The sequence below is a fragment of the Bradyrhizobium sp. URHC0002 genome (genome assembly GCF_054059515.1).
The window spans coordinates 1084869-1098132 of record NZ_JBSSCF010000001.1 but is presented as its reverse complement, the minus strand read 5'-3'; the positions used below and the strand labels follow the sequence as shown (position 1 = coordinate 1098132).

Below are 13264 nucleotides of genomic sequence, written 5' to 3'. Positions count from 1 at the left end.
GAGAGAAAAAATGCGCCGCGCCCTCTCGCTGACCCTCCCCCGCGAGGGGGAGGGAACGGAGGGAATGCGCCGTGACGCCCGAAGAGGAGGGACGGATCACGGCGCTTTTTGCGATCACGCCGCGCGCTGGCCGCTGCCCGCATCGAGCCCGGCATAAACGCCGCGTTCAAACCCCGCAAAAGCTTCCAGGGCCTTGCCATCGACGAACGGCAACAGCTGCATCAGGATCACGCCGGCGACGTTGCGCGCCGGATCGATCCAGAAATAGGTGTTGGCGAGGCCGGCCCAGGCGAGGCTGCCGGCGCTGCGGCCTTCCGCCGTCTTGGCGGTGTTGATCAGGAAGGAGAGACCCCACTTCTTGACGATATCCGGATAGAGATCGACATCGTTGGTGTACATGGGCGCCATCGTCGTCATCTTGCCGATGGTGAGATCGCCGATGTGGTTCTGGCTCATCAGCGCGACCGTCTCGGGCTTCAAGAGCTGGTTGCCGTTGCCGCGGCCCTTGTTGAGGATCATCTGGGTGAACTTGATGTAATCGGCTGCCGTGCCGTAGAGGCCGCCGCCACCCATGTGAAATTCCGGATTCTGTTCCAGCTCGAACGGAATCGGCGCCAGCGATCCGTCCTCGCCGCGCGCATGCATGCCGACCAGCCGCTGGCGCATCGAGTCCGTGATCTTGAAGCCGATGTCGTTCATGCCGAGTGGCGCGAAGATGTTATCGCGCAGGTAAGCGTCGAGCCGCTTGCCGCTCGCGGCTTCCACCGCCTTGCCGACGAAATCGATGTTGATGCCATATTCCCAGCGCGTACCGGGATCGGACATGATCGGCCCCTTCAGCGCAGCGTTCAGGCAGGAGAAGATGTTCGGGGTTCCGGTCTTCTCCTGGTATTTCCCCATGTCGCCGTTCCACACGTCGTAGCAGAAGCCCGCGGTGTGGGTCATGAGATGACGCAGCGTGATCGGCTTCGTGGCGGGACGCAGCTTTGGCTCGCCGCTGGCGTCAAAACCTTCCAGCACTTGCGGCTTGGCCAAATCAGGCAGCAGCTTGCCGATCGGCTCGTCGAGCGAAAGCTTGCCTTGTTCGACGAGTTGCATGCCGGCAGTGCTCGTAATCGCCTTGGTCATGGAGGCGATCCAGAACGCGCTGTCGGCGGTCATCGGATCCTCCTTCGACAGGTCGCGCTTGCCGAACGCGCCCTGATAAATCACCTCGTTGCCGGTCGCCGCCATCGCGACCACGCCGGGAATCTCCTTGGCCTCGCATTTCTGACGCAGCATCTGATCGATCTGGGCTTTGCTTTGCATAGGTCACCTCCCGCTTTGTTTTTTATGGAAGTGGAACGATCTTCCTCCCGGCCGCCTTATCCCGCAAGCGGCCACGCGATCTCGTGATCGGCAAAGGGGGCTTGGCGTGGCGTGGGCAGGGGTCGCAATCCATCCGACACAAAACTGCAACACCCGGCCGCAATCCGCGGTGGATGAATTGCAATGGCGGTGACCGGATTAACCATCCACGATATCGTGATTTCGCCACGATTCCCGTCGCCGATTTTTTGCAGTAAAGCGTTCAGATTCCAGCACAAACGTTGCTCGTTGGCTGGATCAATTGACGAAAATTGTCTTATTTCCGACGTTCTTGAAGGTGCGCAATGATTTCGACTTGGAGTGAATGGAGGCGCTATCCCCGTCCCGGGCGTGGCGAAAATATCGAAGCGCCGATTACACCCGGCCTCTACGAAGTCCGCTATGCCGGCACCGGCGCGCTGCACTCCTTCGAGGCGGTCGATAACGTCGCCCAGGCGCTGGCGCAGCTATCGGTCGGGTCCAAATCCTGGTTCGGCCGCCGCGACAATGCGAAGCTGCCCGACCTCGAATACCGGACGTGCGCGACCTCTTCGAAGGCCGATGCCAAGGCCGCCGCGCAACGCATGATCGGCCGCCGCGAAACCTATATGAGCGGCGCGGCCTGATACGTCGCGTTTTCCAGCGAAGTGGCTCCCGGCTCGCGTCAGAAAACGCGTCAAATACCGGGCTGGCGCCCGTCCTCGACATTGGTTGAAGCAGGGTTGCCTCGGCCGGCGGTGCATTGCTGACGATACGGGCCTATACTCGGATCAATATCCCAGGAAAATCCGAGGAGTACGCCATGAACCCGCCCGTCGCCGCTCGCGCTCAAGCCTCGCAGCCCTCGCTGCACGACCGCCTCAAGGACCCCTCGCTGCTGCGAGACCGCTGCTACATCGACGGCGCCTGGGTCGGCACGCCATCGCGTCCCGTCACTAACCCGGTCAACGGCGTGGAACTGGCAAAGGTGCCGGCGTTGAGCACCGCCGAAGCCACCCAGGCGGTGGAAGCCGCCGGAGGCGCGTTCCCGGCCTGGGCCAAGCTCACGGCAAAACAGCGCTCCAATACCTTACGAAAATGGTTCGACCTGATCATCGCCAACCGCGAAGACTTGGCCCTGATCCTCACCTCGGAGCAGGGCAAGCCGCTGGCGGAAGCGCTCGGCGAAGTCGATATCGGCGGCGCCTATGTCGAATTTTTCGCCGAGGAAGCCCGCCGCGTCTATGGCGAAACCATCCCGACCCAGCGTCCCGATGCGCGCCTGCTCGCGATCAAGCAGCCGATCGGCGTCTGCGGCGCGATCACGCCGTGGAATTTCCCGTGCTCGATGATCACCCGCAAAGTCTCGCCGGCGCTCGCCGCGGGCTGCACGGTGGTCCTCAAGCCCGCCAACGAAACCCCGCTGACGGCGCTGGCGCTGGTGGCGCTCGCCGAAAAGGCCGGCGTGCCGAAGGGCGTGTTCAATATCCTGACCGGCAATTCGTCCGCGATCGGCAAGGTGCTGTGCGAACATCCGGCGGTACGCTTCGTCGGCTTCACCGGCTCGACCGAAGTTGGAAAAATCCTCTACAGCCAAGCCGCGGTCGGCGTGAAGAAGCTCGGCCTGGAGCTCGGCGGCAACGCGCCGTTCGTGGTGTTCGATGACGCCGATATCGATGCCGCGGTCGAAGGCGCGATCGTCTCGAAATACCGCAACATGGGCCAGACCTGCGTTTGCGCCAACCGGCTCTATGCCCAGGACAAGATCTACGACCAGTTCGTCGAAAAGCTTTCCAAGAAAGTCGCGGCGATGAAGATCGGCGACGGCACCGAAGCGGGTGTGGTGCAGGGCCCGCTGATCAACATGGAAGCGGTCGACAAGGTCGAGAAGCACATTGCGGACGCGGTCAAGGGCGGCGCGAAAATCGTCACCGGGGGAAAGCGCCATGCGCTCGGCGGCAGCTTCTTCGAGCCGACGGTGCTTTCGAATGTGAAGCCGGATGCACTGGTGGCGCACGAGGAAACCTTTGGCCCGCTGGCGCCGGTGTTCCGCTTCAAGGACGAGGCCGACGTGATCGCGATGTGCAACAACTCGCCGTTCGGCCTCGCCTCCTACTTCTACTCCCGCGATCTCGGCCGCGTCTGGCGCGTCGCCGAAGCGCTGGAATCGGGCATGGTCGGTGTCAACACCGGCCTCATCACGACGGAAGTCGCGCCCTTTGGCGGCGTCAAGGAGAGTGGCCTTGGCCGCGAAGGCTCCCATCACGGCATGGAAGAATATGTCGAGATCAAATACGTGATGATGGCGGGGGTGTAGCTCTCTGTCGTCCCGGACAAGCGAAGCGCGATCCGGGGCCCATAACCCCAGGCTGTAGTTGTTTAGAAAAGCTGGAGCCACAGCCTGGTGTTCAAAACAGGCAACGGTGGTTATGGGTCCCTGCGATCGCGGGGACGACCGCTCGCATCAATCGCTTGCGTCACTCGCAAACGCGCCGTGGCGGCCCACGCCGGAGGCAAACCGCGTCGCGCCCGACAGCGTTTCGCCCGAGGCGATCACCTCCAGCCCGCCGCGCATTTCGTTGGCGATCGCCTCTTCCTCGGAAAGGTCCCATTGCCGCAGCGCCGACAGCCGGTCCGCGCGCAGGCACTTTTGCGGAAACTGCGCAATCTCCCGCGCCAGCGCGATGGCCTGCGCCGTCGCTTCGCCCCGGCCTACGACGCGATTGGCGAGACCCGTGCGCAGCGCCTCCTGTGCGCCGACCGGCCGGCCGGTGAGGATCAGGTCGATCGCCTGCGAATGGCCGATCAGCCGCGGCAGGCGAATGGTGCCGAGGTCGATCAGCGGCACGCCGAAGCGGCGGCAGAAAATGCCGAAGGTGGCGTCATCCGCGACCACGCGCATATCGGCCCACAGCGCCAGCTCCATGCCGCCGGCCACCGCAAAGCCCTCGACCGCCGCGATCACGGGTTTTGACAGCCGCAGCCGGCTCGGCCCCATCGGCGCAATCGAGCCGTGGCCGCCGAGCTCGCGCTTCTTGTTGGGATCGCCGGCCGCCACCGCCTTGAGGTCGGCGCCCGCGCAGAAGTAGCCGCCGGTGCCGGTGAACACCGCAACCGACGCCGCATCGTCGGCATCGAATGCCAGGAACGCATCATAGAGCTTGCGCGCGGTGGCGCCGTCGACGGCGTTGCGGCAATGCGGACGATTGATGGAAACGATGGTGATGGGACCATCGCGTTCGACCAGCACGCTGTCGGTCTCGGTCATGTCTGCACTCCCGCGTTAGGTTGAAGTAGATCCCAGAGGTTGCCGTAGAGATCCCTGAAGACGGCAACGGTGCCGTAGCCTTCTACCTTTGGCTCCCGGACAAAGATGACGCCTTTGGATTTGTAGGTGTGAAAGTCACGCCAGAAATCGTCGGTTTGGAGGAAAAGAAATACGCGGCCTCCAGTCTGATTTCCAATGCGAGACGCCTGCACGTCATCTACCGCCCGCGCAAGCAGCAGCCGTGATCCGGTCGAACCCCGCGGGGCCACGACGACCCAGCGTTTGCCTTGCGCGGGAATCGCCGTGTCTTCGATCAGGGCAAATCCGAGTACATCGACATAGAAATGAATTGCCTCGTCGTAATCGCGCACCACGAGAGCTATTTGGCCAATTGTCTGCCCCGCTACGACGGGCTGATCGTCTGCTCCGGTCATATTCATCCTCAATCACGGGATGATGATTTTCGTTGGCTCGGATCGGTTGGTGTTCAGGGGATTTTGAGTTCCGTCCCCGTGACCCGCCGATACGCCTCCAGATAACGCTTGCTGGTGGTGTCCACCACGCTCTCTGGCAACGGTGGGGGCGGGGCGTCGCCGTTCCAGCGGCCCGCGCGGCGCTCGGCGTCGAGATAGTCACGCAGCGGCTGCTTGTCGAAGGAGGGCTGCGGCCGGCCGGGCTTGTAGACGTCGGCGGCCCAGAACCGCGAACTATCAGGCGTCATCACCTCGTCGATCAGGATGATGCGGCCGTCGGCAGCCCTTCCGAACTCGAACTTGGTATCGGCGATGATGATGCCCTGATGGCGCGCGATCCGCTCGCCGAAATTATAGACCGTGCGCGCCATGCTCTCGAGTTTTTCGGCGACGTCGTTGCCCAAAATCTCGCGCACCCGGGCGACCGTGATGTTTTCGTCGTGGCCGGTCTCGGCCTTGGTGGCCGGGCTGAAGATCGGCGCGTCGAGCTTTTCGCTTTCGACGAGGCCGTCTTTCAGCTGCTCGCCGGCGAGCGTGCCGGACGCGGCATATTCCTTCCAGGCCGAGCCCGAGATGTAGCCGCGGATCACGCATTCCACCGGGAATACGGTGGTGCGCCGGCACAGCATCGCGCGGCCGAGAATGTCGGCGCGATGATTTTTCAGCTCGGGCACCTCGCGGATGATCTCGTCGGCATCGGCGCTGATCATGTGGTGCGGCACCACGCCTTCGAGCTGGCGGAACCACCACGCGCTGATCTGCGTCAGCACCGCGCCTTTCATCGGAATGGTCTCGGCCATCACGACGTCGAACGCGCTGATGCGGTCGGTGGTGAGCAGCAGCACGCGATCGTCGCCGACGGCATAGATATCGCGCACCTTGCCGCGGCCGATCCGTGGCAAGGGCAAATCGCTGGCGAGCATCGCGTTCATTCGGTCAGGCTTTCGAGCGGTCGTCCTCGCGCAGGCGCGGGGGTGCAAATTGGTAAACGGAGCAATAGCTCACTCCGGCAGCGGAATGAACTCGTGTTCCTGCGGAACAGCTGCAAACCGGCCGGTTTTCCAGTCCTGTTTGGCCTGCTCGATCCGCTCCTTGCTGGAGGAGACGAAATTCCACCAGATATGCCGCGGCCCCTCCAGCGCGTCGCCGCCCAGAAACATCATCCGCGTCGGCCGCACGGCTTTCACGGTGATGCGGTCGCCGGGCCGGAATATCAGCAGTCGCGGCCCCTCATAGCGCTCGTTGGCAATTTCGACCTCGCCATCGACCAGATAGATGGCGCGCTCTTCATGGTCGGGGTCGAGCGGGACGCTGGTCCCGGCCTGCGCCGTCACCTCGGTATAGAACCACGGCGACACCATGCTGACCGGCGATTTCACGCCAAAACCACTTCCTGCGATGATGCGCGCGGTGAAGCCGCTCTCCGTCACCGTCGGCAGCGCCTCGGCGGCGTAGTGCTGGAAGGACGGCGCGATCTCTTCCGACCCCGCCGGCAGTGCGATCCAGCTTTGCAGGCCCAGCATCTTCTGGCCATCGCGACGCTGGACGTCGGGCGTGCGCTCGGAATGCGCGATGCCGCTTCCTGCCGTCATCAGGTTCATGGCGCCGGGCTGGATCTCCTGGATGTTGCCTTCGCTGTCGCGGTGCATGATCGAGCCGTCGAACAGATAGGTGACAGTGGCAAGGCCAATATGTGGATGCGGGCGCACGTCCATGCCCTTGCCGGCCAAGAACTGCATCGGACCGAAATGATCGAAGAAGATAAAGGGGCCGACCATCTGCCGCTTGCCATGTGGCAGCGCGCGTCGCACCACGAAGCCATCGCCGAGGTCGCGGGTGCGCGGCACGATGATGAGGTCAAGCGCGTCGCAGGTCTTGGGATCGCCGAGCACGGGATCGTTGGAGGGTTGCCAGCTCATGGGGGACTCCTTCAAGTTTGTGCGATCATAGCAGAAACTGCGGAATGGACTATGGGCGACGAACCTCTCCACGTCATTGCGAGCGAAGCGAAGCAATCCATAGCGCCGCTTGCCGAGAGATGGAATGCTTCGTCGCTTGCGCTCCCTGACGCAAACGCTACGCGTTTGTCGTAGGCAATGACGGCAGTAAGCACCTGAGTAAAGAACAGAGAAAATAAGGCAGGAAACCCATGATCCCTCCACTCAAGCCCGGCGCCAGGCTGTTGAAGGTCGACGGCCCCGTCATCGAGACCGCGCGCCTGATCCTGCGGCCATGGCGCAGCAGCGACGTTGCCGCGAATACGACGATGCTGTCCGATCCCGGTACCGCGCGTTACATCACGTCCGACGGTGTCGCGATCACCACGGAAATCGGAGGCTGGCGCAACGCCGCGGTGATTTCGGGGCATTGGGCACTCCATGGTTTTGGCATGTTCGCCGTCGAGGAAAGATCGAGCCGCCGCTATATCGGCCGCGTCGGTCCATGGTGCCCGCCGGGCTGGCCGGGTTTCGAGGTCGGCTGGGGTATCGACCGCGAATACCGCGGCAAAGGTCATGCGGTAGAGGCGGCGCGGGCGTCGATCGACTGGGTGTTCGCGACATTTGAGATCGACGAGATCATTCATTGCATCGAAGCCAGTAACGAGCCGTCAAAGAGCGTCGCACGGCGGCTGGGAGCAAGGCATGATGGCGAAGTTGATCTATCCGGCAAGGTCAATGAGCGCTGGGTGACCTCGCGGGCCACATGGAAAGGCTGATCGGCGTAAATTGAACGACGCGAAGATTCGCACTAGATTGACGATGCGCGGATGACCGCGCGAACGGACCCGATCGGATGATGCTTTCCACCATCGACATTGCCTTGCGCGGCGCCACCGTGGCGCTGCTGCTGGTGTTGGCGGCGTCGCTGTTTCGTGGTTTCGGAACCGTGCTTGCCGGACGGCTCGCAGCCGCCTTCGCCTTGGGCGCGGCGGCGCATGCCGTGAGCTATTCGATCGGTGCAACGCCTCCAGTGTCGCCAGCGCGTGCGCCTCTGATCGCGCTATCGACAGGCAATGTCGTGGTGTTCTGGCTGTTCACGCGGGCGCTGTTCGATGAAACGTTCAAGCTGCGCTGGTGGCATGCGCTGGTTTGGGTGGCGGTCGCCGTCTTCAGTTTCGTCAATTGCATGTGGCTTGCGCCGGCATCCGGCGCACGGCTGTCCATCATCGCGATCAATCTGATTGCGCTTGGCTTCATTGCGTTGGCCGTTACGCAGACCGTCGCCTCCTGGTCGTCCGATCTGGTCGAACGCCGCCGCAGCGTTCGTGTGTTTATCGTCAGCGCCGCGGCCCTCTATGGCGGGCTGAACGCGGTGCTGCAGATCGCGATGTCCGGCAGCGGCAGCGCTGAAATCGCCAACACGGTGAATTTGGCCGTTCTGGCCGGTGTGGTGGCCGCGATCTGCTATGCGATGATGCGCGTCGATGGCGCGGATCTGTTCCCGGCCGCGCCTGAAATTCAGGCCGATGTCAGCGATGTAACGATCGTCGAATCCAGCGCCGCCGACCGGAAACTCATCGACGCGCTGATGCGGTTGATGGCCGACGAGCGCATCTATCGTCACGACAACGTCACCATCGGCACGCTGGCGACCAAGCTTGGGATCCCCGAATACCGGCTGCGGCGGCTGATCAACCAGCGGCTCGGCTACCGCAATTTCAATGTGTTCCTCAACGAGCACCGGATCGCCGAAGCCAAGGCCGCGCTCGCCGACCCAAGCCAGGCCGAAGTCCCCGTGATTACGATCGCGATGGATGCCGGCTTCCAGTCGCTCGGGCCCTTCAACCGTGCGTTCAAGGCCACCACGGGCGTCACGCCCACCGAATACCGACGGCTCAAGGCCTCGGCGGCCTGATCTTTATGTAATTGTAATTACGTCATTATTTTGGAATCGGCGAGCCGCTTCCAGGTTCGGCCAAGGCGATTTCCAAATCCGGCGAGCCGCGATCGATGCGCTCGCCATCATGCCCGGCACGCGCTGATGCGTCATGCCGGAGGCCCCCCGTGAAACGACGAAATTTGATCCTCATCCTTGCCAGCACCACTGCGCTGAGCGCGCTCGCGCTAACGGCTGCCCGCGCCCGCGACGTGCCAAAGGTCGCGACCGGCTTCGTCGCCAACGTGGTCTGCACCGAGGCCTTCGTCTCCGGCCTCGACCCCGCGCGCGTGTTCGCCGAGACCACCTCGGCCATGCCCGGCACCGGGCTGATCTCCTGGGCGCTCGATTATCGCGTCGACCGCGCGCGCAAGGACGTCACGGTGACGCTGTTCGGGCTGGGCCGGAGCCGCGCGGTCTACCGCGGCGAAGGCCTAGGGTGCTATCTCGATCACGGCGGGGCGGTCGCCGACATCTCGGGGTCGGCGCCCGATGCGAAGGCGGCGCTGCTGCCTGACATCGCTGGTCCATCCATTGTCGCGCCGCAAACGCAACAACTGGCTGCGGCGCTCGACCGCGCCTTTGCCGAGCCGGACAAGTCGACGCCGCGCCATACGCGGGCGATCGTGGTCATGAAGGACGGGCGTGTCGTTGCCGAGCGTTATGCCGACGGCGTCGGCATCGAGACGCCGCTGCTCGGATTCTCCGCCACCAAATCGGTGATCTCCGCGCTCGCCGGCGTCCTCGTGCGCAAGGGCGCGCTGAAGCTGCACGAGCCGGCGCCGATCGCAGCGTGGCAAGGCGCCGATGATCCAAGGCGCGCCATCACGCTCGATCATCTGATCCGCCACACCGCTGGCCTTGCCCTCGGCAGTTCGTTGCAGGCGTCGCTGGCGTCCGCGCTGGAGCCGGTCAACCGCATGAAGTTCATGGAGCCGGATATGGCCGCCTATGCGGAGAGCATGCCGCTGCAGTCAGCGCCGGGCACCGCATGGAATTATCACGACGGCAACACCGTGATCCTCGGTCACGTGATCCGTCAGGCTTCTGGCGGCAGCGCATCCAAAATGATGCGCTTCGCGCGGCAGGAATTGTTCGATCCGCTCGGCATGCGCAACGTGACGATCGAGTTCGACGCGTCGGGCAATGCGGAAGGGTCGAGCCAGATGCTGGCAAGCGCGCGCGACTGGGCGCGTTTCGGCCAGCTCTATCTCAATGATGGCTTCGCCGGCGGAAAACGCATCCTGCCGGAGGGATGGGTAAAATACTCGGCAACGCCGACGCCGAACGCCTGGGTCGGCCAGGGCGCGGGTTTCTGGACCAATCTCGGCGACAGCTTTGGCGCGACCTACCGCACCGAGCACGGCTGGCCGCGCGATGCGTTCTTCGCCAAGGGCACGATCGGGCAATATGTGATCATCGTGCCGTCCGAACGGCTGGTGATCGTCCGGCTCGGCCGCTCGCCGAATTGGCCACCGGAGGCTGACGGTGTGTTCGAGTTGGTGCGCGACGTGGTTGCGGCGACAGGCACCAAGGGAAAGCTGGCGGGAGCGAATTGAACATTACTCGGCGAACCCTCCCTCTCCCACAAGGGAAGAGGGGGACAGCGCCGATGCGGCGCTCTTACTGCCGCCCCAACTGCGTGGCCTTCTCGACGCGATCGAATCTCTCCAGCGACAGGATCGCGTCGGCGAGCTGGTCAGCGCGGCCATTCAGCACGGGGCGGGCGAGGGTGAGGAATTTTTGCTGCATCGCCTGCGCGTCTGGAAATGAGTTCGGCTCCCCGGAGGGATCGGCATAGAGCCGCTCATGCACGCCGTCGTCGGTGGTGATGGAAACGCGCGCGCCAAACGGATGCGTGCGACCGATCTCGAGGCGATCGTCCTGCACCACGTCGAACTTGTCGGCGAGCGCATTGACAGCGGCATCGCCGAGCCGGTCGTAATCGTCCCAACCAAAGCTGCCCTGGTCGAGCGCCAGCGCGCCGGTGAAGAACATCGAAAACTGCCCACCGACGATCGAGGTCGGATGGCGCTTGGTGGCGGCGTCGCCGGTCAGTGTGATGCCGTTGCGATGGAGACCGATTTCGACGCGCTTGATCTGGTCCGGCGTCAGATTGTGCTCCCGCCGCATCGCGATCAGCGCATCCAGCGCCGCATGGGTATAACGGCAGCTCGGATACGGCTTCACGCCAATCTTGAGCGTCTCATAGGTCTTGCCGAGTCCGGCGACAGCCTTGTCGGGATGCGCGTCGTCGCTGTAGCCGACCAGAAGGCCATGCTTGCCCTCGACCGATTCGCTCGAACCGACAAAATCGTTGCGCGCCAGCGTGGCGGCGATGACGCCGTTCATCGCGGCGGCACCGACCTGATAGCGCTTGTTCCAGGCGCCGTTGACCAGGAACTGCAACGAGCCGGCGGCCTGGCTGCCGGACACGCCGAAGGCAGATATGATCTGGTCCTTCGACAGGCCGAACAATTTGCCGGCGGCTGCCGCTGCGCCATAAGTTCCCGCCGTCGCGGTCGGATGAAAACCGCGCGCATAATGCGAGGTCGGATCGAGCGCGTTGCCGAGCCGGCAGCACACCTCATAGCCGGCCACGATCGCGGTCAGTACTTCGCGCCCCGACGCGCCGACCATTTCGCCGACCGCAAATGCCGCCGGCACCACGGGCGCGCTCGGATGCAGCGAGGAGTCCGCATGCGTGTCGTCGAAATCAAGCGAATGGCCGAGCGCGCCGTTGAGCAGAGCGGCGACCGCGGGCGTCCAGGTTTTGCTGTCGCCGAACACGGTGGATTCGCCCTTGCCGTCGAGCGCCAGCGCCTCCAACATCCCGAGCAGCGACGCCGTGGACTCCGCATCGCGCCGCGCCCGGATCGCGCTGCCGAGGAAATCGAGCGTCAGCACCTTGGCGCGCTCCAGCACCTCGGGCGGGATGTCCGCAAATTTCAGGTCGGCGACATAGGCTGCGAGCGTTGCGGTTTCGTTGGCCATCGTGTTTCCTCGTATTTGCCGGGCAGGGTAGGCGGGCTGATTTTGGCTTTCAAGCCGCCTTCCGGCCGCGGGCATCAGCTATGCTCGGCGCCGTCTAGCACAGGGGCGGTCTACAGATTCCGGAATGCGGCGCATGATGGCCTTCGTAAAACGCATGCTTGGATCGTTCCGCGGCCGCAAAACGCAATTGTCGCTGGCGGTCCGGCTCGCCGTCGCCGCGGTCGCGGCCTATGCGATCGCCAGAGCGCTGCATCTGATGTTGCCGCTATGGGCGGTGCTGACTTCACTCATCGTCACCCAGATGAGCGTCGGCCGCTCCTTGAAGGCGACCCGCGATTACATGCTCGGCACGATCGGCGGCGCGGTCTATGGCGGCGCCATCGCGATGCTGATCCCACATTCCGGGGAAGGTGGACTGCTGGCGCTGCTGGTGCTGACGGTGGCGCCGATGGCTTTCATCGGCGCGATCAATCCCAGCCTGAGCGCCGCCACGGTGACGGCCGTGATCGTGCTGCTGGTTCCGGCGATGAACCACGCCAATCCGCTGGATTCTACGCTCGACCGGCTCTTCGAGGTCACCGTCGGCGCGCTTACCGGGCTGGTGGTCTCATTCCTGGTGCTGCCGTCGCGGGCGATCAGCCAGATCCGCGTCAATGCGGCGCAGATTCTGGAACTGCTGGCTGCGGCATTCGCCGAATTGCTCGCGGGCCTGACACGCGGGCTCGACAACGACGCCCTGCACCGCATCCAGAGTGGGCTCGGCACCGCGCTGACCAACCTCCATGCGACCGGGCTGGAAGCCGAGCGCGAGCGTGCGGCGCACCTCTCCACGGGACCGGATACCGGTCCATTGCTGCGCACCCTCCAGCGCCTGCGCCACGATGTCGTGATGATCGGTCGTGCCAGCGTCGTGCCGCTGCCGGCCAATGTGCAGGCAAGGCTGGCGCGGCCGCTGTCCGATGTCAGCAGCGCGATCGTCGACTACATGCGCGCGGCGGCCGCATCCCTGCGAAGCGGCAGCGGTGCCGTGGATATTCGGCCCGTCGATGCGGCGTTGCAAGCGTATGCCGCCGAAGTCGCCGCGCTGCGGAGCGAGGGCTTGATCCGCGGCGTGCCCGTCGATGTCGCGGAGCGGTTCTTCGCGCTGGGATTTTCGCTGGACCAGATGCGGCAGAACCTGAACGATCTCGATCGCTGCCATGCCGATTGGTGCGAGAAGCCGGCTACAACGGCGGCCAGTGCGAAGGGCTAGTCGACCCAGTTGGCAAGAAAACGGGGATCGCGGTATCGCGCGCTGTGGGTCCGGATAGTGCTAGCAGACCTTCCC

The 13264-nt window shown here is 64.0% G+C and carries 12 protein-coding genes; 6 read left to right on the top strand and 6 right to left on the bottom strand.

Annotation, left to right across the window (positions count from 1 at the left end):
• Positions 1–114: 114 nt before the first annotated feature.
• Positions 115–1308: a serine hydrolase domain-containing protein gene (locus ACVWVY_RS05250; RefSeq protein ID WP_456625380.1), complete on the bottom strand. Its 1194-nt coding sequence runs from the start codon at positions 1306–1308 to the stop codon at positions 115–117.
• A 344-nt stretch (positions 1309–1652) separates the two neighbouring features.
• Between ACVWVY_RS05250 and ACVWVY_RS05245 the strand changes: the two genes are divergently transcribed.
• Positions 1653–1973, top strand: a complete 321-nt coding sequence (locus tag ACVWVY_RS05245) for a hypothetical protein (protein WP_456625379.1) — start codon at positions 1653–1655, stop codon at positions 1971–1973.
• Between the two features lie 176 nt (positions 1974–2149).
• Positions 2150–3643: an NAD-dependent succinate-semialdehyde dehydrogenase gene (locus ACVWVY_RS05240; RefSeq protein ID WP_456625378.1), complete on the top strand. Its 1494-nt coding sequence runs from the start codon at positions 2150–2152 to the stop codon at positions 3641–3643.
• A gap of 147 nt (positions 3644–3790) precedes the next feature.
• On the opposite strand, the gene ACVWVY_RS05235 is transcribed toward ACVWVY_RS05240, so the two are convergent.
• From ACVWVY_RS05235 to ACVWVY_RS05220, 4 genes are all read right to left on the bottom strand, one after another.
• The gene (locus ACVWVY_RS05235) at positions 3791–4594 is read right to left on the bottom strand and encodes a crotonase/enoyl-CoA hydratase family protein (protein ID WP_456625377.1); all 804 of its coding nucleotides are present in this window, start codon (positions 4592–4594) and stop codon (positions 3791–3793) included.
• Positions 4591–5028 (bottom strand): VOC family protein, encoded by a 438-nt coding sequence (locus tag ACVWVY_RS05230; RefSeq protein ID WP_456625376.1) that lies wholly within the window; start codon positions 5026–5028, stop codon positions 4591–4593. Before ACVWVY_RS05230 ends, ACVWVY_RS05235 begins: the two co-directional genes overlap by 4 nt.
• Positions 5029–5081: 53 nt before the next feature.
• Positions 5082–5999, bottom strand: coding sequence for a phosphoribosylaminoimidazolesuccinocarboxamide synthase (locus tag ACVWVY_RS05225; protein ID WP_456625375.1), 918 nt, complete (start codon positions 5997–5999; stop codon positions 5082–5084).
• 69 nt (positions 6000–6068) lie between these two features.
• A complete protein-coding gene (locus ACVWVY_RS05220) occupies positions 6069–6986 on the bottom strand; it encodes a pirin family protein (protein WP_456625374.1) in 918 nt (305 codons plus the stop codon).
• Positions 6987–7216: 230 nt separating this feature from the next.
• Between ACVWVY_RS05220 and ACVWVY_RS05215 the strand changes: the two genes are divergently transcribed.
• The 3 genes from ACVWVY_RS05215 to ACVWVY_RS05205 all read left to right on the top strand — a co-directional run bounded on the left by ACVWVY_RS05215 (position 7217) and on the right by ACVWVY_RS05205 (position 10502).
• The gene (locus ACVWVY_RS05215) at positions 7217–7783 is read left to right on the top strand and encodes a GNAT family N-acetyltransferase (RefSeq protein ID WP_456625373.1); all 567 of its coding nucleotides are present in this window, start codon (positions 7217–7219) and stop codon (positions 7781–7783) included.
• Positions 7784–7860: 77 nt separating this feature from the next.
• The gene (locus ACVWVY_RS05210) at positions 7861–8922 is read left to right on the top strand and encodes a helix-turn-helix domain-containing protein (RefSeq protein ID WP_456625372.1); all 1062 of its coding nucleotides are present in this window, start codon (positions 7861–7863) and stop codon (positions 8920–8922) included.
• Between the two features lie 149 nt (positions 8923–9071).
• The gene (locus ACVWVY_RS05205; RefSeq protein ID WP_456625371.1) at positions 9072–10502 is read left to right on the top strand and encodes a serine hydrolase domain-containing protein; all 1431 of its coding nucleotides are present in this window, start codon (positions 9072–9074) and stop codon (positions 10500–10502) included.
• Positions 10503–10566: 64 nt separating this feature from the next.
• On the opposite strand, the gene ACVWVY_RS05200 is transcribed toward ACVWVY_RS05205, so the two are convergent.
• Positions 10567–11937: an MmgE/PrpD family protein gene (locus ACVWVY_RS05200; RefSeq protein WP_456625370.1), complete on the bottom strand. Its 1371-nt coding sequence runs from the start codon at positions 11935–11937 to the stop codon at positions 10567–10569.
• Between the two features lie 136 nt (positions 11938–12073).
• On the opposite strand from ACVWVY_RS05200, the gene ACVWVY_RS05195 reads away from it, so the two are divergent.
• Positions 12074–13189, top strand: coding sequence for an FUSC family protein (locus ACVWVY_RS05195; RefSeq protein WP_456632108.1), 1116 nt, complete (start codon positions 12074–12076; stop codon positions 13187–13189).
• Positions 13190–13264 lie beyond the last annotated feature (75 nt).